This is a genomic window from Streptomyces sp. NPDC015532 (assembly GCF_043078065.1).
Classification (GTDB): Bacteria; Actinomycetota; Actinomycetes; order Streptomycetales; family Streptomycetaceae; genus Streptomyces.
In genome coordinates, this window is record NZ_JBIBSY010000017.1 from 170197 (window position 1) to 193928 (window position 23732).

Genomic DNA, 23732 nt, shown 5'->3' on the forward strand with positions numbered 1-23732 from the left:
CGCTATAGTGGACACCTGTCCAAGAAATGCGAGACGGATCGGAGCCCGCCGACGATGGAAACGGCCGCGAGCGTGCTGGTGGGCCTGGTGGCCGCGCTGCACGCGTACATCCTGGTGCTGGAGATGTTCCTGTGGGAGAAGAGGCCGGGGCGGGGGCTCCACGGGTTCGACGCGCCGATGGCACGGGCGACCGCGCCGCTCGCCGCGAACCAGGGCCTGTACAACGGATTCCTGGCCGCGGGTCTGGTGTGGGGGCTGATCGCGGCGGACCCGACCGGCCATGACGCGCAGGTCTTCTTCCTGTGCTGCGTCGTGGTCGCGGGTGTGTACGGATCGGTCACCGCGAACCGCCGCATCCTCTTCGCCCAGGCGCTGCCGGGGGCGCTGGCCCTGGCCGCCGTCCTGCTCGCCGGATGACACCCGACGACCCGCGCGCCGCCCGGACCCGCGCGAAGCTGCGGCAGGCCCTGCTGGCGGAGTGCGCCGAACACCCGCTGGAGGAGACCGGCGTCGCCGCGCTGGTGCGGCGGGCCGGGGTCGGCCGGGCCACCTTCTACGTGCACTACGCCGATCTGGAGGCCCTCGCGGTCGACGCGTGCGCCGATGTCGTACGGGAGGCCGTGGAAGCGCTGCACGCCTGGCGCGGCCGGCCCGACCCGGTGTCCGCGCCCCCCGCGCTGCGGGCCTTCTTCACCGGACTCGCCCCGCACGCCGGTCTCTACCGCGCGCTGCTGAGTCCGGGCGGCGGCGGCCCGCTGGGCCTCGTGCTCCACCGCGACCTGCGGGCCCGCAGCCTGGCCGAGCGCACCCTCGCCGGCGCGCCGGACGCCCCCCTGGTCGCCTCCGCGGTGGCCGCCACCTTCGCGGGCGTCCTCGCGGACTGGCTGCACGGCCTGCTGGAGGGCACCCCTGACTCCGTCGCGGACGAGGTCTGGCAACTCCTCGTCACGCTGCACACGAGCAGATGAGGCGCCGGACCGGGCGGCGGCCCGCCCGGCGGCTCACCGGCAGCCGAAGCGCGACGTCGTCGCCGGCCACGCCTCCACCCCGTCCGAGGTCCTGACGTACGCCGTGGCCCTGTCCGGCGTCAGCCAGAGCCTCCGGTCGCCGTAGCGGTAACCGGTGTCACGCGCGTCGGCGGGCATGCGGACGTCCGGGTCGTAGGCGGCGGTGAGGGCCTCGGCCGGGAGGACCCCGTGCGGATCGCGCGCGTACTGACGGCCGTACCGGCCCAGGTCGAGGAAGTGCGCGCTCTGCCAGTCGCAGTGCTCGGCGCCCGCCGTGCTGGACACCTCGGTGGTCGGCACCCGGTGGCCGTCCCGGTCCGTCCAGATCTCGTACCCCCGCGCCTTCGTCCAGCTCGCCGGGAACTCGGAAGGATCGCAGGACGCGCTGGTCTCCGGGCCCCAACCCGGGCGCCGCGGCTGGTCCTTGGCGACGACGACGGCGACCTTGGTGCGGCCCGCGACGTCGTACGAGAACAGGACGCGGTCCCCTTCGGTACGCTCCACCCGGTAGCCCCGCTCGGGCAGTTCGGGCTGGTAGATGTCGAAGTACGCCTCCAGGCCCTCCTCGGGGGTCGAGCCGCCGTCGCCCTTGCTCCACGCGTCGCCCGCGTCGCCCGCCCGGATCGCGCCCTCGCACTCCAGCGCCCGGCCCGCCGCGCCCGAACTCTGCTGCGCGTCCCCGTCGTCCTCCGCCGTGTACGGAAGGTCCAGCGGTCCGGTGTACGGGGTGGCGGGGACCTTACCGGTCACCACCAGCGGGTCGTGCCCGTCCCCGCCGCACCCCGCCGCCGCGAGCCCCACCAGCACCACCGCGGCCACGATCCCGCTGCGCGTCCTCACCACTGTTCCTCCGCCCGTCGTCCGTGCTCCTACGACGCACGGGTCCGGACGTTCGTTCGCCGGCGGCGCGGCCCGGCGCGGGCGGTCGTCCGGGGGACGTACACGGCCTCGCGCGGACCGTCGCGCGAGCGACGGCACATGGCCTCGCGCGGGGGTCAGCGCGCGGTCTGGAAGGTCCGGCGGTAGGTCTGGGGCGAGACCCCGATCGTCGCCTGGAGATGCTGGCGCAGCGAGGCCCCCGTCGCGAAGCCGACCTCGCCCGCGATCCGGTCCACCGGGAGATCGCTGGCCTCCAGCAGATGGCGGGCCCGGGAGAGGCGCTGCTGGATGAGCCAGCGGCCGGGACTGAGACCCACCTCGTCGTTGAAGCGGCGGGCGAAGGTGCGCAGGCTCATTCCGGCGTGGGCGGCGAGGTCGGTCAGGGTCAGCGGGTCGCCGAGGCGCGCGAGTGCCCAGTCACGGGTGGCGGCGGTGCTCGCCGTCGAGGGCTCCGGGACGGGCTGTTCGATGAACTGGGCCTGGCCGCCCTCGCGCAGCGGTGGGACCACACAGCGGCGGGCCACCCTGTTGGCCAGTTCGCTGCCGTGGTCGCGGCGGACGATGTGCAGGCAGATGTCGATGCCGGACGCCGCTCCGGCCGAGGTGAGGATGTCGCCGTCGTCCACGAAGAGGACGTCCGGGTCCAGGTCGACCCGCGGGAACAGGCGCCGGAACTCGTCGGCCACATGCCAGTGCGTGGTCGCCGGCCGCCCGTCCAGCAGACCGGCGGCGGCCAGCACGAACGCGCCCGTGCAGATGGAGACGATGCGCGTGCCCGGACGGATGCACGCCAGTGCGGCGGCGACCTCGTCGGAACGGCCGACGGGGAGGGCGGCGGGGGTGACGGCGGCGATCACCACCGTGTCCGCCGTCCGCAGGACCTCGGGACCGTGCTCGACGGTGATGGAGAAGTCGGCGTCCGTACGGACCGGACCTCCGTCGACGGTGCAGGTCACCACCTCGTAGCGGCCCTCCGCCGCGCCGAGGATACGGCTGGGCATCCCCAGCTCGAAGGGGTAGACCCCGTCGAGCGCCAGGACCACGACACGCTCCACGCGCTCCACCGGCTCCCCTCGCTCCCCGCACCCCGCCCGCTCTGACCGCTCCGCCTTCTGCACCGTCGTACGCATGGCACGATCTTATCGAAGATTGGCAATCGTGCCATTTTCTGTCGCGGCACACCCGGGCAGGCTGGTTCACCATGAGCACTGTGAACACCATGCGAGCCATCAGCCAGACCGTCCTCGGCGGCCCCGAGGTTCTTGAGGAAGTGACCCTGGAGCGGCCCTCGCCGCGACCGAACGAGATCCTGGTCCGGGTACGGGCCGCGGGACTCAACCCGACCGACTGGAAGCACCGCGCGAACGGAGGCTTCCTCGGCGAGCCCCCCTTCGTCCTCGGCTGGGACGTCTCCGGCGTGGTCGAGGCGACCGGGATCGGCGTCGCCCTCTTCCAGCCCGGGGACGAGGTCTTCGGCATGCTGCCCTACCCCTTCGGCCACGGCTCGCACGCCGAGTACGTGACCGGCCCGGCCCGCGCCTTCACCCGTAAGCCGTCGGTGATCGACCACACGCAGGCCGCGGCCCTCCCGCTGGTCTCCCTGACCGCGTGGCAGGCACTGACCGAGCGGGCCGGCGTGCGGCCCGGGCAGCGGGTGCTGATCCACGCGGCGGCCGGCGGGGTCGGCCATGTGGCCGTCCAGATCGCGAAGTCCCTCGGCGCGCACGTGATCGGCACCGCGAGCGCGGGCAAGCACGATTTCCTGCGGTCCATCGGCGTCGACGAGCCGGTCGACTACACCAGCGTCGACTTCTCCGAGACCGTGCGCGACGTCGATGTCGTCCTGGACACCATCGGCGGCGAGACGGGGCTGCGCTCGCTGCGCGTCCTGCGCCCCGGAGGCGTCGTCGTCTCCATCCTGCCGGTCGGGTCCGACGCGTTCTACGAGGAGGCCGAACGGCTCGGGGTCCGGGCGGTGCGGATGCTCGTCGACGCCGACCAGACGGGCATGAGGGCGGTCGCGGATCTCGTCGAGAAGGGCGCGCTGCGCGCCACGGTCGCCGAGACCTTCCCGCTCGCCGACGCCGCCAAGGCACACGCCCTGGGCGACACGGGCCGGACCACGGGGAAGCTGGTCCTGGTGGTCGACTGACGGCCACGCGACCGCGCGGGCGAGCGGTCGGCTGACGGTCACGCGACCGCGCCGGCGAGCGGTCGGGCCGCGGACGGCAGCCAGGCGGCCGAGCGCGGCAGGCCGACTCGCCGCGCACACGGAGATCTCCCCGCTCCTGGACGGGGCGGCCTCGGACCCGCACCGCAGGTCGTGATCGACCTGCGGTGCGTCGCGTTCTCCTCCCGCCAGAGGCCGTCCGGGCGACCGGTCGGATCGACGGCTTCAGCTCCTGGGCAGGAGGGATCCGAGCGGGCCGAGGTCGAGATTGAGATCCTCCGGGCGCACTCCGTGCTGCTCACAGAGTTCCGTCATCCGCTGGTCGAGCAGCATGAGCGTGGTCCCGATCTCGTCGACCTGCTCATCGCTGAGGTCTCCCTGCTCGACACGGCGAATCGCCTGCCGCTCCATCAGCTGTCTGAGGAGTTCGACCACGGTGAGTACCAGGGCGACCAGGTCGCGCCCCATCTGATCGGAGTCCAGGTCGAGCCGGGAGCCGGTCACAGGGGGCCGCCGTCCGCCCAGGGAGCCGGGACACGCTCGTTGACGGACGACAGCAGGGCATGGAGGGACAGCCGCACCAGGGGGACGTCGGCGATGGCGATGACCAGATCCCCGCTGATCACCACGCCGGTCGCCAGGACACGGTCCAGCAGATCCACGAGCGGAACGCCGATCGGGCCGCTCAGGGGGCCGGGGGTGTCCCAGGGCACCACGTCGTGCGTCACGGTCTACACCTCACCGACGAATGAGTAGGGCACCCATGGTCCGGACAGCTCGATCTCCGCACCGGTGCGTTCCCGCAGCGTCTGTGTCAGCAGGGCCAGTTCGTCGGCGCGGTGTTCGGCCACCAGGTAGGTCGCGTTGAGGACCTGGACCCGGTGGTCCCCGGAGGGCTGGACGTGCGGTCGCAGCGTACGGGAGGCGGTGGCGAGACCCCGCACTTCGGTGTCCACCTCTTCCGCGGTCCTCAGCGCCTCGTCCTGGCTCCGCTCGCGGCGCTCCTGGGCGCCTCGTTTTCGGTTCAGGTAGGCGAGACCGGCCCCGGGTGCCGGACGCGACCGCTCCGTCGGCGTCACACTCCGGGGCGCCGTCCGCACCGTGTCATCGCGTGGGCAGGGCGGCGCGTAGACCTTCACACCCCATTCGGCATGGCGTGCGATGCGCTTGAGCGCGGCATCGAACCGATCCGCCTCTTTGGCGAGTGCCTCCCGCGCCCTGTCCTCACCGTGGTACAGCGTGGCCATCGGCAGGGGAACCGTCGGGCAGCGGGCCGCGACGGCGGCGACGACGTCGTGGTGGGCGCGCGCGTAGCGTTCGAGTTCCCGCTGATCGGACAGACGCGCCTGCCAGACCTCGTCCGTGAAGTCGCTTGCCCGGACGGACTGGACGATGGCCGTCAGTGCTCCGAGCGGCAGTGCACGCACGGGCGCCTCGTCGGTGACACCCGGCAGCCCGGCCACGACCGAAGGGTCCGGTTTCCGGCAGACGGCGAACACGTAGATGGTGTCGCCCGAAAGCTCAGGCCCGCGCTCCGTCATGTGCCTCGGTTCTCCTTGTTCCTCGCCGACTCGGGGCGTTGCCGCAGACCTTCTCTCAGGCTGTGTCTCCGCGGTCCCGGATTCGAGCTACTTCTCCGACGTCTCGGATTCGAGTTCTTTCAGTCGTTCGCGCAGTTCACGGTTCTCGTCCCGCAAGGCATCGCGTGAAGCTCGCGAACTGAGCGCGGGATCGTTCTCCCACCAGTCGATTCCGGCCTTCTTCGCGGTGTCCACGGACGCCACGAACAAGCGGAGCCGAATGGTGAGCAGTTCGATGTCGAGAAGATCGATCTTGATGTCCCCGGCGATCACGATGCCCTTGTCCAGAACGCGTTCGAGGATGTCGGCGAGGTTGGTGGTCTGAGGGCCGGACACGGGGTACGAGCCCTGCCGGACGTCTACGTCACTCACGGCGTCGCCTCTGTCCTCTCCTCTTCTTGGGAGCCTCCTCCTCTTCCTCTACCTCGTCCTCCGGCTCGTCCTCGTCCTCCGCCCCCTCTTCGTCCTCCACTCCCTCCTCATCCTCGTCCTCGTCCTCGTCCTCGTATCCGTCCTCGGCCCCGTCGTCGGCCTCGTCTTCGTAGACGTCGTCCTCGTCCTCGTCCTCGTACGCGTCCTCCGCCCCCTCGCCGTCGCCTGCGGAGTCGGCGCCCTCCTCGGCCTCGCTGTCCGGCTCCTCGCCCTCGGACTCCTCGCCCTCCGGCTCCTCCTGCTCGGCCTCTTCCTGTTCGACGGCGTCATCGTGGGACACGACGACCTCTCCGTCACGGATTTCGCCGCGCCAGCCCTCTGGTTCCTCGTTGGTGAGGGTCACGTACCGCTGGAAGTTCTTGAAGTCCAGTCGCATACGGCGCCCTTGCGCCCGCCAGAGGTTGCCCGTCTTCTCGAAGAAGCCCGACGGGTAGTACTCCACGACCAGGACGATGCGCGTCAGGGTGGGCGCCAGCTCATGGAAGCTGACCGCGCCTCGGGTGGTGCCCTTGGCTCCTTCGGAGGTCCACACGATGCGGTCGTCAGGAATCTGTTCCTGGACGGTCGCTTTGAAGCTGCGCGACGAAGGGCCGACTTTGACCTTCCAGTCGCTCCCGCCCTCATCGTCCTTGGAAACGTCGCGAACGCCCTTGGCGAAGCTGCTGAACTTGTCGTACTGAGTCCAGTAGTCATAGGTGTCCCGGAGCGGCACTCCCACATCGAGAACCTCGATGATGTTCATGACCTTGCCGCCGCTGGCCTTCCGCTTCCCTTTGCCGCCCCCGAAAGCGCTCTTGGCCTTCTCCACGACGTTGTCCTTGACACCCTTGGCCTTCTCAGAGACGAAGGCCTTCAGCGGTGAGTCGCCCTGGAGGATGCGGGACCCGATGGCGGGAAGCGAGCCGCTCTCGGCCGAGTCGCTGAGCTGCCCTGCGACGTCCGTCAGCTTGTCGCCGGCCTTCTCCGCAAGATTCTCCACCTGCGCGGACACGAACTTGGACAGCTCCTCACGGAGCTTGTCCATGCCCGACGTACCCTCTGCCGACTCGTCCGTTTCCTTCTCGGCCATGGCCGCCTACCTCCCACGACCGGCGCGCTTGGACGCTGCTCGCTTCGATGACGTCGTCTTCGAGGCAGCGGACTTCTTGGCCGGAGCGCTCTTCTTCGCTGCGGACTTCTTCGCCGCGGTCTTCTTGGCCGGAGCGGTCTTCTTGGCCGGAGCGCTCTTCTTCGCCGCCGTCTTCTTGGCCGGAGCGCTCTTCTTCGCCGCCGTCTTCTTCGCCGCGGTCTTCTTGGCCGGAGCGCTCTTCTTCGCCGCCGTCTTCTTCGCCGTCTTGCTGGGCGTGGCCTTCTTTGCCGGCGCGGTCTTCTTCGCCGCCGGGGGCTTCTGTCCGCCTTCGGGGGCGGCCTTCTTACGCGCGGCGGGTGCGGGTTCCTTGCGGGAGCGGTCCGGTCGTGAAGCGCGGCGCCTCCGCGGCTTGGCCTCCGGCTCTTCCTCTTCCTGCTCTTCCTCGGGCTCTTCTTCCGGCTCTTCTTCCGCTTCCTCCTCCGGTTCCTCCTCTTCTTCCTCCTCCTCTTCCTCGTCCTCGTACTCGGCCTCCGGCTCTTCCTCTTCCTCCTCTTCCTCAGGCTGGTCCTCTTCGTACTCGCCCTCGGGCTCCTCCTCGTCCTCGGGCTCCTCCTCGTCCTCGGGCTCCTCCTCGTCCTCGGGCTCCGCGTCCTCCGGCGCGTAGTCCTCCTCGTACTCCTCCTCTTCGTCCGGCTTCTCCAGAAGTCGGGCCGTACGTTCGCTGAGGCTGCCCGCGAGCGTGCTCATGCCCCGGTCGGCAGCGGCGGTCATCGCCTTGCGGCCCGCCTCCAGCACTTCTCCTCGCAACTGCTCCTGCAACTCGGCGACCTGTGGGATCTCCCCCAGCCTGCGCATCCCTTCAGCGGCAAGCTGGCGAGGTTCCAGTCCGAAGCGACGCCCCGCGATATAGGTCGCAATGGACAAGGCCATCCGGCCCTTCTTGGTACGGCCCAGCACATAGCCGCCCACTACCGCGGCCGCGAGAGCCACCTTGTCCTTGTCATCCATGATCTCGTCACCTTCGATCGCTCGACGTGGAACAGGTCTGCGCGGCGTGCAGCCGGTCCAGCAGCCGTTCCTCTTCTCGTTCGAACTCCTCCAGGCTGATGTCCCCGTCCTCAAGCTCCTGGTTCAGCAGGGCCAGTTGGGCACGGAGCACAGCAGGGTCGTGCAACTCCCGCTCGGCTGCGTCGTTGAGCTTCTCCGCCACCCAGACCACGCCGCGGACCGGCGCGATGGGGAGGGTGAGCAGTCCGGTGATCAGCCCCATCTCAGACTCCAGCGGTTCGGGCGGGAGTGCCTTCGGCGGAGACGAAGCTGTAACAGGGCAGCGGCCCCGTGAGCCGCAGATCCACCAGGTCGCGATGCGTGTGGCCGAAACGCTCCGCCACGCTTCGGAACGCGTCACTGTCGCCGCGACCCACGAGGAACGACGCGTTGAGCACACATCCCTGGACTTCGGGACCCGAGGCCACCGCACGGGCCCTGGGCGTCAGTTCGCGCAGAATCCGCCGCCCGGCCTCGGCGGCCCTGCCTTCCAGAGCGGCCGAGACGGCCTCGCCCAGCCGCAGACTGGCTTCGTATCCGGGCCGTCGCCGTACTTCGTCCCGCAGCCGGCGGACGTTCGTGTCCTGCGTCAGGAGACTGGCCAGCGCGTCCTTGGCCGGGAGTGCCTTGACGTTGACCTCGACCCCGTCGGCGAGGTGTTCCAGGGCGGCCAGGTGCTCCGGTTCGCGGGCCTTCAACTGACCGCGCACCGCGTCCTCGTCGGGTGCGACCACACCGAACCTCATCGGCAGGGCCGACCCCTGTTCCGACAGGCGCAGCAGCAGATCCTGGTGAGCGAGCAGATCGCGTCGTCGGGCGCGGAGCTTGGACGGAGCCTCACTGACGACAGCGGCGAGCCGCCCCTGCCGAATCACCCGCAGTTCGGCAGCCGGGTCACCCACACCCGTCGCGTCCACCGGCAGCGGCTCTCCCGCCCGGATGATCGCGTAGACGTACACACCTTCGCCGGTCACGGCTCACGCCTCCACGGATCGTCGTCGGCTGCTACCGCTCCGGGCCGGAGCACGCCGCTTCCTCGGCCGTTCCTGCTGCTCTTCCTCGTCCTCGGAGTCGTCGTCGTCATGACCGCCCCCGACCGCCTTGCGAACGGTGTCCCCCACGGTTTCCGCGGCCTTGCGAACCTTGCGTTTGCCGATGGACTTGGCGGCACCGCCGCCGATCAGCTCGGGAACGGTGGTGCTGCCGGAGTCACGCTCCAGGTCCAGCCGGTTGCACGCTTCCGCGAAGCGCAGGTAGGTGTCGACACTCGCCACCACGATGCGCGCGTCTATCTTGAGGATCTCGATGCCGACCAGCGACACCCGGACGAACACGTCGATCACCATGCCCCGGTCAAGGATGAGTTCGAGCACGTCGTACAACGTGCCGGCGCGCGGTGGGCACGCCACTACCTCATCGGAATAGGTGGTCGCGGGCATGGGGGATCCTTCCGGTCGTCGGGCAAACCTGAGTCACATGTCACTCATCGGCGGACCCCCGCCGATAACGGCGGACCCTGCGATACCCCATGAGTTCGCCGTCCTGGTCGATCCGCACCTCGTACGAAGCGAGAAGGCTCGTCGTGTCCGGAATCCGCGGCAGTTCAAGGACGTCCACGACGACACACCAGCCGTCTTCCTCACGCCCCACCGCCGACACACCCTCCGTGGGATGGCCGATCAGACCCTCCAGGGCCTGGCAGGCAGCCCGTGCAGCATGTTCCGCTCCACGCACGGACCGTGTGCGTCGAGCGGTGGTCGTCGAGGACTTCCTGGGACGCGGCCGACGCTCTTCTGCCATGTGTTCAAGTCTGGCCCGTATCGGCTTCGCCGCACCTTGAGTGGGCCAGTCGAGTGCCCCGCCCCTCAAACTCGGAACGCGACCACAGAACCGCCGTCACTCTGCGTTCCGTAAAAAATACCTAAGCTCCGGAGAATGGAGATCGTCGGTCAGGGCACACGATGGCTCGGAGGTTGATAACTATGGTTCCTATTCTTCTCGTTCTCCTGCTCGCCCTGATCCTCTTCGGTGCCGGTTTCGCACTCAAGGCCCTGTGGTGGATCGCCGTCATCGTGCTGATCGTTTGGGTGCTCGGCTTCGTGATCCGGCCCGCCGCAAGCGGCGGCAAGCGGGGCCGCTGGTACCGCTGGTAGGCATGCGCGGCACAACTCACCACTCCGGGTGGGCCCCGACGTCAAGGCGTCGGGGCCCACCCGCGTTTCGTCGCGGGAACGCGGGCCGGCGAATAGGTACCGGGTATTCCCTCGCTACGAATGTGTGACATCCGGGATTCGGGGAACCCGGCGCTCCGGGAAATCGTCACCGAACGCCACCGAATGCGGCTGACGCTTGCGTGAATCCGCGGTGTCTATTGGTCCCGCGGCGCGTCGAACAGAGCGCTGACGGACTCACCGTTGTGAATGCGCCGTACCGCCTCGGCGAGCGCCGGGGCGATGGACAGGACCGTCAGCTTCTCCGTGTACTCCTCGTCCGGTATCGGCACCGTGTTCGTGCAGACGATCTCCAGCACGTCGGGCTGCTCGCTGAGCCGTTTGAGCGCGCCCGCCGCGAACAGCCCGTGGGTGCAGGCGACGCGGATCGATCGCGGGCCCAACTCACGCAGCCTGTCGAGGAGTTCGAGGACCGTACTGCCCTTGGCTATCTCGTCGTCCAGCACGATGACATCGCGCTCGGCGATCTCACCGATGACGGAGCTGATGCTCACCCGGTCGTCGGCGAACCGCTGCTTGGCACCGGCGGCCACCTGGGCGCCTATCAGCCGGGCGAACGCGGCGGCCTCCTTCGCGTTGCCGAGATCGGGCGAGACCACCGTCGTACGCGACAGGTCGTTGGCCCGGAAGTGCGCCGCCAGCTCACGCAGGGCGTGCAGATGGTCGACCGGCACCGAGAAGAAGCCGTGCACCTGCGGAGAGTGCAGGGTCATGGCGAGGACCCGGCTCGCACCGGCCGCCACCATCAGATCCGCCACGAGCCGGCCACCCAGGGAGATCCGGGGCATGTCCTTCTTGTCCGAACGTGCGTACGAATAGTGGGGCATGACCACGGTGATCCGCCCGGCGGAGGCACCGCGCGCGGCGTCGCACATCATCAGCAGTTCGACCAGGTGCTCCTGCACCGGAGTGACGAGGGGCTGCACCAGGAAGACATCACGCTCGCGGCAGTTGGCCTGGAGCTGGACCTCCAGACAGTCGTTGGCGAACCGGCTGACGCGGGTCGGACTGAGGGGCACACCGAGGTGTGCGCAGAGCTCGTCGGCGAGCTCCGGATGGGCACTACCGCTGAACACGGCGATGTCACGCACGACCGCTCCTCGCATGATCGAACCGGGTTGCGTCGCCGGGCGCCAAGATCGGCCCGGAGTGCGTACCTCATGCTACTGGGCACCTTTCGGGCCTACGACCGGGGATTTCCGGTTGCGGACGGGGCCGCGGGGCGACGGGCCAATCCCGGGCGCACCGGCGGCGGGCCGGTTGCGAGCGGGACCGCGGGGTGCCGGGCAGGTCCCGGGCGTACCCGCGGCGGGCCGTGCCTGGTCGCCACGCCCCGGACGGCGTGCACCCTGGCACGTCGCACCCCGGCACCCCGGCACGTCGGGCAGGCGACCTGGGCCGGGCGCCCCGACTGCACCTCCCCCCTCTCCCCCTTGGCTCCCGGCGGCGGGATCCGCACGCCAACCCGGCGGCCTGCGACGGGGCTTGGGGGGTACCCGGACCGTTGAAAGGAGGACCGTCGACATGACGACGTCCATCAAACGCATGCCCGGTTGGGCGAAGGTGGTCTCCGCCTTCGTGCTGGTGCTCGTGGTGCTCTTCGCCGGGCTGCGGCTGGCCGTTCTGCCGGGACTGCGCGATGTGTTCGGCACGGAGACCCACGACAATTCGGGCCCCACACTGCTCAAGTCCATCCAGGACATGAGCCGTTACGACGCGGCATCGGGCAACTTCCAGGTGGTCGTGGACCTGGAGAAGGACGCGAAGTACCTGCCCGACGCGGTCCGAGGCACCCGCACGCTGTACGTGGGGGCCGGCACCGTCGACGCCTATGTCGATCTCGGGCGCATCGACGGCAAGGACGTGACGGTCAACGACGACCGCACGTCGGCCACACTCCGTCTGCCGCACGCCGCACTGGGCAAACCCGCCCTCGACCCCGACCACTCCTACGCCGTCTCGAAACAGCGCGGTCTCCTCGACCGGCTCGGGGACGTCTTCTCGGACAACCCGAACGACGAGCGCGCCGTCCAGCGGCTCGCGGCCCAGCACATCGGCAAGGCCGCGAAGGACAGCCGCCTCACCGCACGGGCCGAGGAGAACACCACCAGCATGCTGGAGGGGCTGCTGCGCTCTCTCGGCTTCACGGACGTGACGGTCACCTACGGGACCTGAGTCCGGACGGACCCGTCGGCGCCGGGGCGGCGAGCACACAGCCGCACCCGGCACCGACGTGCGCCACGAAGGAGCCCGTGACCGATACGGGTCCCGGGCCGATGCGGACCCCGGGCCGGCGCGGGCCCGAGACCGATGCGCGTCACCTGTGACCGATACGGGTCCCGGGCCGGTACCGCAGGCCCTCTCTTGTCGCAAAGTCCTCCCCTGCTTCGAGATCCCGGGCATTGTCGGCGCTTCCGGGGGTAAGCGGGCTCCACCAGAGGGCAGTTGAAAAGGGGAGGGTCTCATGGTCCGTACCGCGTTGCGCGCTCGTGCCGCCAAGGCCGTGGCCGGCCGGCGGAAACCGGTGCCGAAGTCGGGATCGGACCGGGGAAAGCCGGCGCCGAAGGCCGAACGGGGCAGGTCGGCGTCCAGGGCCGAGCGGGGCGACAAAGCCTCGAAGGCCGAGCGGGGGAAGCCGGAGAGGTCGTGGTCGCTCCTCGGCCGAAAGAGGCCGACGCCCGCGCCCGCGCCGGAGACCCGGACTCTGGCGCTGCCCTTCCGGCTCCTGGCCATGCTGGTCGCGTTCGCGGCCATGGTGGCGTTCGCCGTCGTGCTGGCCAGACTCACGCTGGAGCCCTCACCGGCGTCCACGGCGCTGATCCACGACAATCTTCACCCCGGGCGCTCCCTGCGGGCCTATCTCGACCAGCCGGAGCTGCGAGACGCCGTCAAGCAGATCGGCGGGAACCTCCTGCTCGGGGTGCCCTTCGGAGTGCTGCTTCCGGTGGTGTTCCCGAGGGTCCGCGGGATCCTGCGCGTCCTCGCCCTCACCGCGGTGGTCATGCTCCTGGTCGAGCTCGTTCAGGGAGCCCTCATCACCGGACGCTCCTTCGACATCGACGACGTCATCCTCAACACAACCGGGGCGCTGGTGGGTTACCTCCTTCTGGGCCGAAGGCTCGGCCGGGCGGTGCACCCGAGGAAGCGCCTTCGCGCCTGAGGCGTCACCTCAGCCTCACTCCAACTATTGGTACGGACCACAGTATTGACACCCCGTTACCTCACTCCTTAAATCAAGAGGCGAAGCATGGACCCCCCACCTCAGTCGGCGCACCCTCCCCCTGGGTGACCGTACGGAAACGAGAGCCATGAACTCCCCACGCCTGCTGCGCAGATGCCTCTTCGCCGCGCTGTCCGCCGCGCTCGTCGCCTCCGCCTCGGCCGTCGTCGCCCCCGCACACGCGGGCCCGGCGGCGGCCACCGCGGCGGTCACGTTCCAGGACACGTTCGACGGTCCGGCCGGTTCGGCCGTCGACTCCTCCAAGTGGCAACTGGAGACCGGCGACAACGTCAACAACCATGAGCGGCAGTTCTACACGTCGGGCAACAAGAACGCCGCGCTGGACGGCCAGGGTCATCTGGTGATCACCGCCCGCAAGGAGAACCCGGCCAACTACCAGTGCTGGTACGGCACATGCCAGTACACCTCGGCCCGGATGAATACCTCCGGGAAGTTCACCACGGCCTACGGTCATGTCGAGGCCCGGATGAAGATCCCGCGCGGGCAGGGCATGTGGCCGGCGTTCTGGATGCTCGGCAGCGACATCGGGCAGGTCGGCTGGCCGAACTCCGGTGAGATCGACGTCATGGAGAACGTCGGCTTCGAGCCGTCCACCGTGCACGGCACGATCCACGGCCCCGGGTACTCCGGATCCGCGGGCATCGGCGCCGGCTATTCCCTCCCGAACGGCCAGGCCTTCGCGGACGCCTTCCACACCTTCGCGGTCGACTGGGCACCGAACTCGATCACCTGGTCGGTGGACGGGACCGTATACCAGCGGCGCACACCCGCCGACCTGGGCGGCAACACCTGGGTGTTCAACAAGCCGTTCTTCCTGATCCTGAACCTCGCGGTCGGCGGATACTGGCCCGGAGACCCGGACGGCTCCACCTCCTTCCCGCAGCAACTCGTCGTCGACGAGGTGAAGGTGACCACGAGCGACAGCTCGGGCGGCACCAGCGGTCCGATCAAGGGCCTCGCGGGCAAGTGCGTGGACGTGGCCGCCGCCAACTCGGCCAACGGAACACCCGTACAGCTCTACGACTGCAACGGGACGGCCGCCCAGCAGTGGACCGTGTCCCCGGACGGCACGATCCGCGCGCTCGGCAAGTGCCTGGACGTCACCGGCAACGGTACGGCGGACGGCTCGACGGTCCAGCTCTGGGACTGCGGCGGCGGCGCCAACCAGAAGTGGACGGTCACCGCGGCCCACGACATCGTGAACCCGCAGGCGAACAAATGCCTGGATGTCACGGGCAACAACTCGGCCAACAGCACCCGATTGCAGATCTGGACCTGCACGGGCGGCGCCAACCAGAAGTGGACGGTCGGCTAGGGCCAGACGAGGCCCTGATCGGTCCAGACGACACCCTTGTTGCGGCAGAGGCAGAAGGGGTGGCCGATGGGGTCGGCGTAGACGCGGAAGCCGTAGCCGTCGGGGCCGGCGCAGTCCCGCTGAAGGGTCGCGCCGAGGGCCAGGACGCGGCGCTGTTCGGCCTCGATGTCGTCGACTTCGAAGTCCAGGTGGAACTGCTTGGGGTGCTCACTGTCGGGCCACTGCGGGGCCCGGTAGTCCTCCACCTGGATGAAGGCCAGTTCGATCTCGCCGAACTGGATACCCGCCCAGTTCTCGTTACTGCCCTTCTTGACCGGGAGCCCCATCACCTCGGAGTAGAAGGCCGCCAGCTTCATCGTGTCCGGGCAATCGATGATGAAGTCGGTGAGTCGTAGCATCCCGCGATCTTGCCACAAGATCGAACAGTCCGGGCTTCGGGACAGGACGAGCGGGCCCCGCGGGGCTGACCCGACACGCCTCACTTCCTCGGCGTGACCGTGGTCTGCTCCGGGGGTCGGCGACACGGTGTGCGGCACCGTGGAGCAGACGCCTGCCGACTTCGATCAGGGCACTTCGACGCCTGACAACCGCCCGTCCGGTCACATGCTCCGTGCGGCCGGCTACCCCGGGAGCTCCGTGCGCTCCCACCACTCGTAGACGGGCAACGAGCCCTGCTCGGTCTCCTGCTGACGCGCCGTGGCCCGGAAGTGCTCGTACCCACCACGGAACGCCACTTTGATGTCGAGGTCGGGCACCGGAACCGAAACGATCCGCTCAGGAAGATCGTCAGGGCCACCCTCAAGAACTGCTTTCGTCGCGTCGGTCATGACCAGATCTTCTCTGCCCTGCTTCACCGCACCCCCCACGACGCGCCGAGGCGCGCTCCGGCCGTTCGCGTGGCGCGGCTGTCAGTCGTGCGGGACCAGCACGACCGGCTGGGGCATGTGGTGGAGCAAGGCGTGCGCCACGGGACCGGTGTGGGCGCCGACAGCGGTACGCCGCCGACGACGGCCCACCACCAGGAGTCCGGCCCCGCCTGCCGCGCGTACGAGGACGTGAGCGGCACGGCCCTCGTGGAGGTTCGCGTGGACGACCACGCCGGGGTACTTCGCGCGCCAGGGTTCGAGCAGTTCCGCGAGCGCGCGCTCCGCCGCCTCACGGATCCGCGCACGCTCCTCGACACCCGGGACGCCTCTGGTGAGCGGCACGTGCCAGGCGTACGCGGCGCGCAGCGGCGCCGCACGGAGTTCGGCCGCGCGGAACGCGTGGTCGAGGACGGCGTCGCAGGGCGCGCCTGCGTCGACGGCGACGGCCACGTCCCGGTAAGGGGTGTCGGCCGACGCTTTTCCAGAAGCGTCGGGGAGGTGTTCGTCCGCCGCCGTCTCGCCCGCCCGTACGAGGACCACCGGCCGGTCGGCGTGGGCGACGGTGGCCATGGCGACCGACCCCGAGAGGAACCCCCCGACGCCGCTCGTCCCCTGGCTTCCGATGACCAGCAGCTCAGCGTTCTCCGCCTCGGCGAGGAGCGCGGGACCTGGCCGGCTGCGCAGCTGCTCGGCGGCGATGTACAGCCCCGGATAGCGCTCGTGCAGGACACCGACGGCCCCGCGCAGCATCCGCCGCGCGTGGTACTGCGGTGCCCGGATCTCGGGCAGGTCCGCGGTGGTGCCGCCGTCGGGCAAGCCCTCCCAGGCGTGTACAAGACGAAGCGGCAGTCCGCGGCGCAGGGCTTCCCTGGCCGCCCAGTCGGCTGCGGCGAGGCTCTCCCTCGAATCGTCCAGGCCGGCTACGACTGGCCTTGTCATGACCGTCGCCTCCTTCGTCCGTCGGCGCTGTCGCGAGCCCGTGGAGAACGGGCCCGCGCTCTCGGGTGCTCCTCTAGAAATGGGGTACGACGGCGACGGGACAGCCGACGTGGTGGATCGCGGCATGGGTGACGGGTCCGGTGCGGGGGCCGAGCGGGCGTTCGGCGAGGCGGTGGCCGACGACGAGAAGACTCGCTCCGGTCGCGGCCCTCACGAGCGCCGTCGAAGGCTTGTCGTCCACCACCGTCTCCAGGACCTCGACGTCGGGGTACTTGTCGTGCCACACCTGGAGCACGGCCTTGAGGAAACCCAGCCACTCCTCGCCCTGCCAGGACTCCTCGACCAGGGCGATGTCACCGGATCCCATGCCGACCGGGCCGGCGGCGTGCCAGGCGTGCACAGCCCGAAGGCGCGCGTGCCGGAGCCGGGCGGCCTCGAAGGCGAACTCGATGACCTCGTCACAGGCATCATCGAGGTCCGCGGCCAGCACGACGTCCCGGTGGCCGGTATCCGTCGAGGGGCTTCCGTCGCGTGCCGGCAGGTGTTCGTCGGCCGCCTGCTCGTCCGCCCGGACGAGGACGACGGGGCGCGTCGCCTTCGCGACCACGCCGAGTGCCACGGAACCCACGAGGAACCCGGTGAATCCGCTCAGTCCCCGTGAACCCAGGACCATCAGGTCGGCCTCGTCCGCCGCCTTCAGCAGAGCGGCGGTGGCGGGGCCTTCCGTCTGCTCGTCGGTCAGGCGGACGTCGGGGCACTCGGCGCGGACGCGTTCCTGCGCCCGACGCAGCGAACTCCGGGCCAGATGCCGCTGGGCGGCACCGGCGATCTCGCCTTCCTGCCGGCGGGGGTGCCAGTCCCGGGCGTGCACCAGGTGCAGCGGTCGGTCCCGCCGCTCGGCCTCGCGGGCCGCCCATACGGCGGCGGCCAGACTCTCGGCGGATCCGTCGACTCCTACGACCACGGGCGAAAGCATGTCGGCACCTCCAGAACTCGGTCTGCCGTCCGGTACCAGCGTCACGCCGCGGCCCATACGGGGACAGAGGCTGCCCGGGCCCCTCCGGGGGCCGTCCGGCCCTTTTGTGCGAAGGGCGTCGCAGGTCCGGAAGAGGGAGATGGCACGTCTCGCCGGGACGGCGCGGCCGGCCCGGTTCATGCCCCACGCGCCACACCAGCTCACGACGGACGGCTTCGGGCTCGCTTCCGGGCCTCCCCTGGGCCGATCGGCCCAGGGGAGGGGACCGACAGCACCTGCCGCTCCGCTCCGCACGGTCGGACCCTGGAGATGTACCCAGTCCCGCGCCCATCGAAGGAGACCGGCGTCATGGTCCGTTACGTGTACGACTTCGCGGAGGGCAGCCGTGAGCTCGCCGATCTGCTCGGTGGCAAGGGCGCGAACCTGGCCGAGATGACCCGGCTGAGGCTGCCGGTCCCGCCGGGCTTCACCGTGACCACCGAGGCTTGCCGAGCCTTCCTCGCGGCCGGCACCGCGCCGGACACCCTGGCCGACGAGATCTCCGAACACCTCGCCACCCTGGAACAGACCGCGGGACGACAGCTGGGCCGGCCGGACGACCCGCTGCTGCTGTCCGTCCGCTCCGGGGGGCGCTTCTCCATGCCCGGCATGATGGAGACGATCCTCGACGTCGGCCTCAACGACGCCTCCGTGATCGGCTTGGCGAAGGTCTCCGGGAACGAACGCTTCGCCTGGGACTCCTACCGCCGCCTGGTGCAGATGTTCGGCAGCACCGTCATGGGCGTCGACAGCTCTCTGTTCGAGAACGCCATGACCGGCCTCAAGCGCTCGCGCGGGGCGGCGAACGACCTGGGGCTGAACGCCGCGGACCTGGCCGGGCTGGTCAGGACGTACAAGGACCTGATCTGCGGGGAGACCGGCGAGGACTTCCCGCAGTCCCCGGCCGAACAGTTGCGCCGCGCGGTGCCCGCCGTCTTCGCGTCATGGACGGGCGAGCGCGCCCGGCTGTACCGCCGCCGCGAGCACATCCCCGACGATCTGGGCACCGCGGTCAATGTGCAGACCATGGTCTTCGGCAATCTCGGTTCCGACTCCGGCAGCGGCGTCGCCTTCACCCGCGACCCGGCCACGGGACGGCCGGGACTGTACGGCGACTACCTGGCGAACGCGCAGGGCGAGGATGTCGTCGCCGGCATCCGCAACACCGTACCGCTGACCGCTCTCGAGGAACTGGACCCGGTCTCGTACGGGCAACTGCGCGGTCACATGGAAACTCTGGAAACGCATTACCGGGATCTGTGCGACATCGAGTTCACCATCGAGCGGGGCCGGCTGTGGATGTTGCAGACCCGGGTGGGCAAGCGCACCGCCGAGGCCGCGTTCGCCATCGCGGCCGAACTGGTCGACGAGAAGCTGATCACCCCTGACGAGGGCCTGGCCCGCGTCGACGGGGACGGTCTGGCCCGGCTGATGTTCCCCCGGTTCGACATCTCGGCCGTCGGCGAGGCGCTCGCGCACGGACTGCCCGCCTCACCGGGTGCGGCGGTGGGCGCGGCGGTGTTCGACTCGGCCGAAGCGGTCCGCCGGGCCGCCTCGGGCGAGAAGGTCGTCCTCGTGCGTCAGGAGACCACCCCCGACGACCTGCCGGGCATGATCGCCGCTCAGGCTGTGCTGACCAGCCGCGGCGGCAAGACCAGCCACGCGGCCGTGGTCGCCCGTGGCATGGGCACGGTGTGCGTGTGCGGTGCCGAGGAACTCACCGTCGACTCCGCGGGACGTCGCTTCACCGTGGGCGACACCGTCGTCGAGGAGGGCACGGTCGTGTCCGTCGACGGCTCCGAGGGCGCCGTGTACCTGGGTGCCGCTCCTCTCGTCGACTCCGTCGTGATGCGCTACTTCGAGACGGGCGAGCGGTCCGACGGCCGGGTCGAGGCCGTGGCCCGCGCCATGGAACGGGCCGACGGCCTCCGGCGGCTGGAGGTGCGGGCGAACGCCGACACCCCGGAGGACGCCGCGCGCGCCCGCCGGTTCGGCGCACAGGGCGTCGGGCTGTGCCGCACCGAGCACATGTTCCTCGGCGAACGCCGCAAGCTGGTCGAGGCGATGATCCTGGCGGGCGACGAGAGCGCGCGCGAGAAGGCACTGGGCGCGTTGCTGCCGCTCCAGCGGCAGGACTTCATCGGCATCCTGAAGGCGATGGACGGCCTGCCGGTCACCATCCGGCTCATCGACCCGCCCCTGCACGAGTTCCTGCCCGACCGCACCGACCTCGCCGTGCGCATCGCCACCGCCGAGGCCCAGGGCACCGCGCCCGCCCGGCACGACACCGAACTCCTCGACGCGGTCAACCGCATGCACGAGGAGAACCCGATGCTCGGGCTGCGTGGTGTCCGTCTGGGTCTGGTCGTCCCGGGACTGGTCGCCATGCAGGTGCGGGCCATCGCCGAGGCGGTCGTGGAACGGACCAGGGCCGGGGGCTCCCCTCAGGCGGAGATCATGGTCCCGCTGGTCGGCGCGGTCGAGGAACTGCGCATCGAGCGGGCCGAGGTGGAACGCGTCCTGGCCGAGGTCTCCGAGGAGTCGGGCATCCCCGTGCACTGCCCGGTCGGCACCATGATCGAACTGCCCCGGGCCGCACTCACCGCCGGCCGGATCGCCGAGGAAGCCGAGTTCTTCTCCTTCGGCACCAACGATCTCACCCAGACCACCTGGGGCTTCTCCCGCGACGACGTCGAGGCGGCCTTCTTCTCCGCCTATCTCGACAAGGGCATCTTCGCCACCTCGCCCTTCGAGACCCTCGACCGCGACGGTGTGGGCCGGCTGGTCCGGATCGCCGTCGACGAGGGCCGCGCCGCGCGACCCGACCTGAAGATCGGCGTGTGCGGCGAGCACGGCGGGGACCCCGACTCCGTGCACTTCTTCCACGCGACCGGCCTGGACTACGTCTCCTGTTCGCCGTTCCGCGTACCGGTCGCACGGCTGGAGGCCGGACGGGCCGCGCTCCCCGAGCCGGGAGCAAGCGACAGCAGGTGACCGGTGAGCGCCCTGAAGACGTCGGTGTGATGGATCGTCAACGGGCCGGGTGTCCGCGTCCTTTCGGGGCCGGTCGGCCCCGCGAAGGGACCATCGGGGCCTGGGGCGGAACACCGCTGACGAGAGACGCTGCCGGTGTGAGCGGTACCGGCCATCATCCCCGCGGTGCCGCTCCCTCCCCGCACCGCCGACCGTGCGGTGCCGCGCCCTTTCGACGACGGAGGCTCGCCCCCATGACCCGCCACCACGACCGCATCGCGACCACCGGCCCCGCCGTCGCGCCGTCCGACATCGCCATCGCGGTTGACCGCCTGGTGACGAACGGGCTCAAGGCCCTCTCCGACTACGAGGCGCTTGATCAGGAACAGGTCGACCACATCGTGAAGAAGGCCTCGGTCGCCGCGCTGGACCAGCACACGAGGCTCGCGCGGCTGGCGGTGGAGGAGACCGGGCGTGGCGTCTTCGAGGACAAGGCGGCCAAGAACATGTTCGCCTGCGAGTACGTCACGCACAGCATGGGCCCGATGAAGACCGTCGGCGTCATCGCCCGCGACGACATCGACGACATGACCGAGGTGGCCGAGCCGGTCGGCGTCGTGTGTGCGATCACCCCTGTCACCAACCCGACCTCCACGACCGTCTTCAAGGCGCTGATGGCGCTGAAGACGCGCAACCCGATCGTGTTCGCGTTCCATCCCTCCGCCCAGCGCTGCAGCGCCGAGGCGGCTCGCGTCGTGCGCGACGCGGCGGTCGCCGCGGGCGCGCCGGAGGGCTGTGTGCAGTGGATCGAGACCCCGTCCGTGGAGGCGACCGGCACGCTGATGCGGCACCCGGGTGTGTCGCTGATCCTCGCCACCGGCGGCAACGCCATGGTCAAGGCCGCCTACTCGGCCGGCAAGCCCGCTCTCGGCGTGGGCGCCGGCAATGTCCCCGCCTACGTCCACCGGAGCGCGGATCTGCGGCGGGCCGTCAACGACCTGGTGCTGTCCAAGTCGTTCGACAACGGCATGATCTGCGCCTCCGAACAGGCCGTCATCCTGGACGAGGAGATCTACGACGCGGTCCTCGCCGAATTCCGCTTCCTGCACGCCCACTTGGCCACCGCCGAGGAGAAGGCGAAGCTGGAGACCTTCCTGTTCCCCGTCGGTGCCGCGGGCGCCGGCTGCGAGCCCAAGGTGAACTCCGCCGCCGTCGGGCAGAGTCCGGCGTGGATCGCCGGGCAAGCGGGCTTCACCGTGCCCGCCGACACCTCCCTCATCCTGGTCGAGGCGGCCCGGGTCGGCCCCGGCGAGCCCCTCACCCGCGAGAAGCTCTGCCCCGTCCTCGCCGTCCTGCGCGCCGACTCCGAGCAGCAGGGATTCGACCTGGCCGCCGACATGGTCGCGTTCCACGGCCAGGGTCACAGCGCCGTCATCCACACCGGCGACCCCGGCCTCGCCGAGGCGTACGGCCGCCGCATGAAGACCGTACGGATCATCGTCAACGCCCCGTCCTCGCAAGGTGCCATCGGCGGCATCTACAACAGCCTGCTGCCGTCGCTGACGCTGGGCTGCGGTTCCTGGGGCAGTACGTCGGTGTCCAACAACGTCTCCGCCGCCCAGTTGCTGAACATCAAGCGCGTCTCGGCGCGCCGCAACAACCTTCAGTGGTTCAAGGTCCCGCCGAAGATCTACTTCGAGCCGGGGGCCATCCGCTACCTCGCCTCCATGCCGGACGTCCACCGCGTCACCGTCGTCACCGACGCGACCATGACCCGCCTCGGCCTCGTCGACCGGGTCGAGCGCGTGCTGCGGCGACGCCGCGAGCCGGTCACCATCCAGATCATCGACAACGTCGAACCCGAGCCGAGCATCGACTCCGTCCGGCGCGGCGCCCGCCTCATGGGCGACTTCCGCCCGGACACCATCATCGCCCTAGGCGGCGGCTCCCCCATGGACGCGGCCAAGGTGATGTGGCTGCTGTACGAGCAGCAGGCCGAGGGCAAGGACGTCGACTTCGCCGACATGCGGCACAAGTTCTCCGACATCCGCAAGCGCGCCTTCCGCTTCCCCGTCCTCGGCAAGCTCGCCCGCCTGGTGTGCGTCCCCACCACCTCCGGCACCGGCGCCGAAGTGACCCCGTTCGCCGTCATCTCCGACCCCGCCACCGGCAAGAAGTACCCGCTGGCCGACTACGCGCTCACCCCCAGCGTGGCCGTCATCGACCCGCTCCTCACCACCGCGCTGCCCCGGGCGCTGGCCGCCGACAGCGGTTTCGACGCCCTCACCCACGCCATCGAGTCCTATGTCTCCGTCTACGCCAACGACTTCACCGACGGCCTCGCCCTGCACGCGATCCGGATGATCTTCGACAACATCGAGGCCGCGGTGAACGACCGCGCGGCCCGGCCGGAGGCCCAGGAGAAGATGCACAACGCCGGAACCATCGCCGGCATGGCGTTCGGCAACGCCTTCCTCGGCATCGTCCACGCGATGTCCCACACGCTCGGCGCCACCTTCCACGTCGCGCACGGCCGCACCAACGCCGTACTGCTGCCGCACGTCATCCGCTACAACGGGAGCATTCCCACGAAGCTCACCGGCTGGCCCAAGTACGAGAGCTACCGCGCCCCCGAACGCTTCCAGGACATCGCCCGCGCCCTCGGTCTGCCCGCCGTCACCCCGGCCGAGGGTGTCGAAGCGCTCGCCTCGGCGGTGGAGCGGCTCCGCGACGCGGTGGGCATCGAACCGACCTTCCAGTCCCTCGGCGTCGACGAGCACGCCTTCCTCGACGCCCTGCCCCAGCAGGCCCTCAACGCCTACGAGGACCAGTGCGCGCCCGCCAACCCCCGGATGCCGATGCTCGACGACATGGCGGAGCTGATGCGTGCGGCCTACTACGGCCATGGCACGAAGAAGGACGGCATCGCCACGACGCACTGAGACGAACGGACCGAGCCCGCCCTCTT

26 protein-coding genes are annotated in these 23732 nt (G+C 70.1%); 9 read left to right on the forward strand and 17 right to left on the reverse strand.

Annotation, left to right across the window (positions count from 1 at the left end; all coding sequences use genetic code 11):
* Positions 1-54 precede the first annotated feature (54 nt).
* Positions 55-417, forward strand: a complete 363-nt coding sequence (locus ACF07B_RS36335) for a DUF1304 domain-containing protein (protein ID WP_369486522.1) — start codon at positions 55-57, stop codon at positions 415-417.
* On the forward strand, positions 414-968 hold the full coding sequence (locus tag ACF07B_RS36340) for a TetR/AcrR family transcriptional regulator (RefSeq protein ID WP_384240286.1): 555 nt from the start codon (positions 414-416) through the stop codon (positions 966-968). Before ACF07B_RS36335 ends, ACF07B_RS36340 begins: the two co-directional genes overlap by 4 nt.
* A 33-nt stretch (positions 969-1001) precedes the next feature.
* Here ACF07B_RS36340 and ACF07B_RS36345 read toward each other — a convergent pair whose 3' ends face one another.
* Together ACF07B_RS36345 and ACF07B_RS36350 are read right to left on the reverse strand one after the other, a co-directional pair.
* Entirely contained in the window at positions 1002-1847 is an 846-nt protein-coding gene (locus ACF07B_RS36345; RefSeq protein WP_392182046.1) for a hypothetical protein, read from the reverse strand.
* Positions 1848-2002: 155 nt separating this feature from the next.
* Positions 2003-2950 carry a helix-turn-helix domain-containing protein gene (locus ACF07B_RS36350; RefSeq protein ID WP_362402875.1) on the reverse strand — a complete coding sequence of 316 codons (948 nt, stop codon included), beginning with the start codon at positions 2948-2950 and terminating at the stop codon, positions 2003-2005.
* Between the two features lie 137 nt (positions 2951-3087).
* On the opposite strand from ACF07B_RS36350, the gene ACF07B_RS36355 reads away from it, so the two are divergent.
* On the forward strand, positions 3088-4038 hold the full coding sequence (locus ACF07B_RS36355) for an NADP-dependent oxidoreductase (RefSeq protein ID WP_384240290.1): 951 nt from the start codon (positions 3088-3090) through the stop codon (positions 4036-4038).
* 243 nt (positions 4039-4281) lie between these two features.
* Here the strand turns inward: ACF07B_RS36355 and ACF07B_RS36360 are convergent, their stop codons facing one another.
* The 10 genes from ACF07B_RS36360 to ACF07B_RS36405 form a co-directional block, all read right to left on the reverse strand.
* Positions 4282-4560 carry a gas vesicle protein K gene (locus ACF07B_RS36360; protein ID WP_392182047.1) on the reverse strand — a complete coding sequence of 93 codons (279 nt, stop codon included), beginning with the start codon at positions 4558-4560 and terminating at the stop codon, positions 4282-4284.
* Positions 4557-4784: a gas vesicle protein gene (locus ACF07B_RS36365; protein WP_362402786.1), complete on the reverse strand. Its 228-nt coding sequence runs from the start codon at positions 4782-4784 to the stop codon at positions 4557-4559. Before ACF07B_RS36365 ends, ACF07B_RS36360 begins: the two co-directional genes overlap by 4 nt.
* A 3-nt stretch (positions 4785-4787) precedes the next feature.
* Entirely contained in the window at positions 4788-5597 is an 810-nt protein-coding gene (locus ACF07B_RS36370) for a GvpL/GvpF family gas vesicle protein (RefSeq protein WP_392182048.1), read from the reverse strand.
* 87 nt (positions 5598-5684) lie between these two features.
* Entirely contained in the window at positions 5685-6008 is a 324-nt protein-coding gene (locus ACF07B_RS36375; protein ID WP_369481973.1) for a gas vesicle protein, read from the reverse strand.
* Complete coding sequence (locus ACF07B_RS36380; RefSeq protein ID WP_392182049.1) at positions 6001-7137, reverse strand: SRPBCC family protein; 1137 nt, start codon at positions 7135-7137, stop codon at positions 6001-6003. The genes ACF07B_RS36375 and ACF07B_RS36380 overlap by 8 nt, the downstream gene beginning before the upstream one ends.
* 6 nt (positions 7138-7143) lie before the next feature.
* Positions 7144-8145 carry a histone protein gene (locus ACF07B_RS36385; protein ID WP_392182050.1) on the reverse strand — a complete coding sequence of 334 codons (1002 nt, stop codon included), beginning with the start codon at positions 8143-8145 and terminating at the stop codon, positions 7144-7146.
* A gap of 7 nt (positions 8146-8152) precedes the next feature.
* Complete coding sequence (locus tag ACF07B_RS36390; RefSeq protein ID WP_362402800.1) at positions 8153-8407, reverse strand: gas vesicle protein GvpG; 255 nt, start codon at positions 8405-8407, stop codon at positions 8153-8155.
* A gap of 1 nt (position 8408) precedes the next feature.
* Positions 8409-9158, reverse strand: a complete 750-nt coding sequence (locus ACF07B_RS36395; protein WP_392182051.1) for a GvpL/GvpF family gas vesicle protein — start codon at positions 9156-9158, stop codon at positions 8409-8411.
* Positions 9159-9161: 3 nt separating this feature from the next.
* Positions 9162-9623: a gas vesicle structural protein GvpA gene (locus ACF07B_RS36400; RefSeq protein WP_369481977.1), complete on the reverse strand. Its 462-nt coding sequence runs from the start codon at positions 9621-9623 to the stop codon at positions 9162-9164.
* A 40-nt stretch (positions 9624-9663) separates the two neighbouring features.
* Positions 9664-9984, reverse strand: coding sequence for a gas vesicle protein (locus ACF07B_RS36405; protein ID WP_392182052.1), 321 nt, complete (start codon positions 9982-9984; stop codon positions 9664-9666).
* Positions 9985-10166: 182 nt separating this feature from the next.
* Between ACF07B_RS36405 and ACF07B_RS36410 the strand changes: the two genes are divergently transcribed.
* Entirely contained in the window at positions 10167-10337 is a 171-nt protein-coding gene (locus tag ACF07B_RS36410; protein ID WP_057605601.1) for a hypothetical protein, read from the forward strand.
* 215 nt (positions 10338-10552) lie between these two features.
* On the opposite strand, the gene ACF07B_RS36415 is transcribed toward ACF07B_RS36410, so the two are convergent.
* The gene (locus tag ACF07B_RS36415) at positions 10553-11506 is read right to left on the reverse strand and encodes a ribose-phosphate diphosphokinase (protein ID WP_369481978.1); all 954 of its coding nucleotides are present in this window, start codon (positions 11504-11506) and stop codon (positions 10553-10555) included.
* 433 nt (positions 11507-11939) lie between these two features.
* On the opposite strand from ACF07B_RS36415, the gene ACF07B_RS36420 reads away from it, so the two are divergent.
* From ACF07B_RS36420 to ACF07B_RS36430, 3 genes are all read left to right on the forward strand, one after another.
* Positions 11940-12590: a DUF4230 domain-containing protein gene (locus tag ACF07B_RS36420; RefSeq protein WP_362402815.1), complete on the forward strand. Its 651-nt coding sequence runs from the start codon at positions 11940-11942 to the stop codon at positions 12588-12590.
* A gap of 289 nt (positions 12591-12879) precedes the next feature.
* Positions 12880-13575, forward strand: coding sequence for a VanZ family protein (locus tag ACF07B_RS36425; protein WP_392182053.1), 696 nt, complete (start codon positions 12880-12882; stop codon positions 13573-13575).
* 148 nt (positions 13576-13723) lie between these two features.
* Positions 13724-14971 carry a ricin-type beta-trefoil lectin domain protein gene (locus tag ACF07B_RS36430; protein WP_392182054.1) on the forward strand — a complete coding sequence of 416 codons (1248 nt, stop codon included), beginning with the start codon at positions 13724-13726 and terminating at the stop codon, positions 14969-14971.
* Here ACF07B_RS36430 and ACF07B_RS36435 read toward each other — a convergent pair.
* From ACF07B_RS36435 to ACF07B_RS36450, 4 genes are all read right to left on the reverse strand, one after another.
* Complete coding sequence (locus ACF07B_RS36435) at positions 14968-15369, reverse strand: VOC family protein (RefSeq protein WP_392182055.1); 402 nt, start codon at positions 15367-15369, stop codon at positions 14968-14970. The two genes, ACF07B_RS36430 and ACF07B_RS36435, sit on opposite strands and share 4 nt — an antisense overlap.
* A gap of 222 nt (positions 15370-15591) precedes the next feature.
* On the reverse strand, positions 15592-15798 hold the full coding sequence (locus tag ACF07B_RS36440; protein WP_392182056.1) for a DUF5988 family protein: 207 nt from the start codon (positions 15796-15798) through the stop codon (positions 15592-15594).
* A gap of 81 nt (positions 15799-15879) precedes the next feature.
* Positions 15880-16776 (reverse strand): universal stress protein, encoded by an 897-nt coding sequence (locus ACF07B_RS36445; RefSeq protein WP_392182057.1) that lies wholly within the window; start codon positions 16774-16776, stop codon positions 15880-15882.
* A 73-nt stretch (positions 16777-16849) separates the two neighbouring features.
* Positions 16850-17752, reverse strand: coding sequence for a universal stress protein (locus ACF07B_RS36450; protein WP_392182058.1), 903 nt, complete (start codon positions 17750-17752; stop codon positions 16850-16852).
* A 348-nt stretch (positions 17753-18100) separates the two neighbouring features.
* Between ACF07B_RS36450 and ppdK the strand changes: the two genes are divergently transcribed.
* Both ppdK and adhE read left to right on the forward strand, forming a co-directional pair.
* A complete protein-coding gene (ppdK, locus tag ACF07B_RS36455) occupies positions 18101-20785 on the forward strand; it encodes a pyruvate, phosphate dikinase (protein WP_392182059.1) in 2685 nt (894 codons plus the stop codon).
* 233 nt (positions 20786-21018) lie between these two features.
* Positions 21019-23706 (forward strand): bifunctional acetaldehyde-CoA/alcohol dehydrogenase, encoded by a 2688-nt coding sequence (gene adhE, locus ACF07B_RS36460; RefSeq protein ID WP_392182060.1) that lies wholly within the window; start codon positions 21019-21021, stop codon positions 23704-23706.
* Positions 23707-23732 lie beyond the last annotated feature (26 nt).

Coding starts and splice junctions, on each gene's coding strand:
- ACF07B_RS36425 (WP_392182053.1), top strand. CDS start 12,880: ATGGTCCGTACCGCGTTGCGCGCTCGTGCCGCCAAGGCCGTGGCCGGC.
- ACF07B_RS36435 (WP_392182055.1), bottom strand. CDS start 15,369: ATGCTACGACTCACCGACTTCATCATCGATTGCCCGGACACGATGAAG.
- ACF07B_RS36410 (WP_057605601.1), top strand. CDS start 10,167: ATGGTTCCTATTCTTCTCGTTCTCCTGCTCGCCCTGATCCTCTTCGGT.
- ACF07B_RS36450 (WP_392182058.1), bottom strand. CDS start 17,752: ATGCTTTCGCCCGTGGTCGTAGGAGTCGACGGATCCGCCGAGAGTCTG.
- ACF07B_RS36445 (WP_392182057.1), bottom strand. CDS start 16,776: ATGACAAGGCCAGTCGTAGCCGGCCTGGACGATTCGAGGGAGAGCCTC.
- ACF07B_RS36380 (WP_392182049.1), bottom strand. CDS start 7,137: ATGGCCGAGAAGGAAACGGACGAGTCGGCAGAGGGTACGTCGGGCATG.
- ACF07B_RS36390 (WP_362402800.1), bottom strand. CDS start 8,407: ATGGGGCTGATCACCGGACTGCTCACCCTCCCCATCGCGCCGGTCCGC.
- ACF07B_RS36400 (WP_369481977.1), bottom strand. CDS start 9,623: ATGCCCGCGACCACCTATTCCGATGAGGTAGTGGCGTGCCCACCGCGC.
- ACF07B_RS36370 (WP_392182048.1), bottom strand. CDS start 5,597: ATGACGGAGCGCGGGCCTGAGCTTTCGGGCGACACCATCTACGTGTTC.
- ACF07B_RS36430 (WP_392182054.1), top strand. CDS start 13,724: ATGAACTCCCCACGCCTGCTGCGCAGATGCCTCTTCGCCGCGCTGTCC.
- ACF07B_RS36420 (WP_362402815.1), top strand. CDS start 11,940: ATGACGACGTCCATCAAACGCATGCCCGGTTGGGCGAAGGTGGTCTCC.
- ACF07B_RS36440 (WP_392182056.1), bottom strand. CDS start 15,798: ATGACCGACGCGACGAAAGCAGTTCTTGAGGGTGGCCCTGACGATCTT.
- ACF07B_RS36385 (WP_392182050.1), bottom strand. CDS start 8,145: ATGGATGACAAGGACAAGGTGGCTCTCGCGGCCGCGGTAGTGGGCGGC.
- ACF07B_RS36335 (WP_369486522.1), top strand. CDS start 55: ATGGAAACGGCCGCGAGCGTGCTGGTGGGCCTGGTGGCCGCGCTGCAC.
- adhE (WP_392182060.1), top strand. CDS start 21,019: ATGACCCGCCACCACGACCGCATCGCGACCACCGGCCCCGCCGTCGCG.
- ppdK (WP_392182059.1), top strand. CDS start 18,101: ATGGTCCGTTACGTGTACGACTTCGCGGAGGGCAGCCGTGAGCTCGCC.
- ACF07B_RS36355 (WP_384240290.1), top strand. CDS start 3,088: ATGAGCACTGTGAACACCATGCGAGCCATCAGCCAGACCGTCCTCGGC.
- ACF07B_RS36340 (WP_384240286.1), top strand. CDS start 414: ATGACACCCGACGACCCGCGCGCCGCCCGGACCCGCGCGAAGCTGCGG.
- ACF07B_RS36405 (WP_392182052.1), bottom strand. CDS start 9,984: ATGGCAGAAGAGCGTCGGCCGCGTCCCAGGAAGTCCTCGACGACCACC.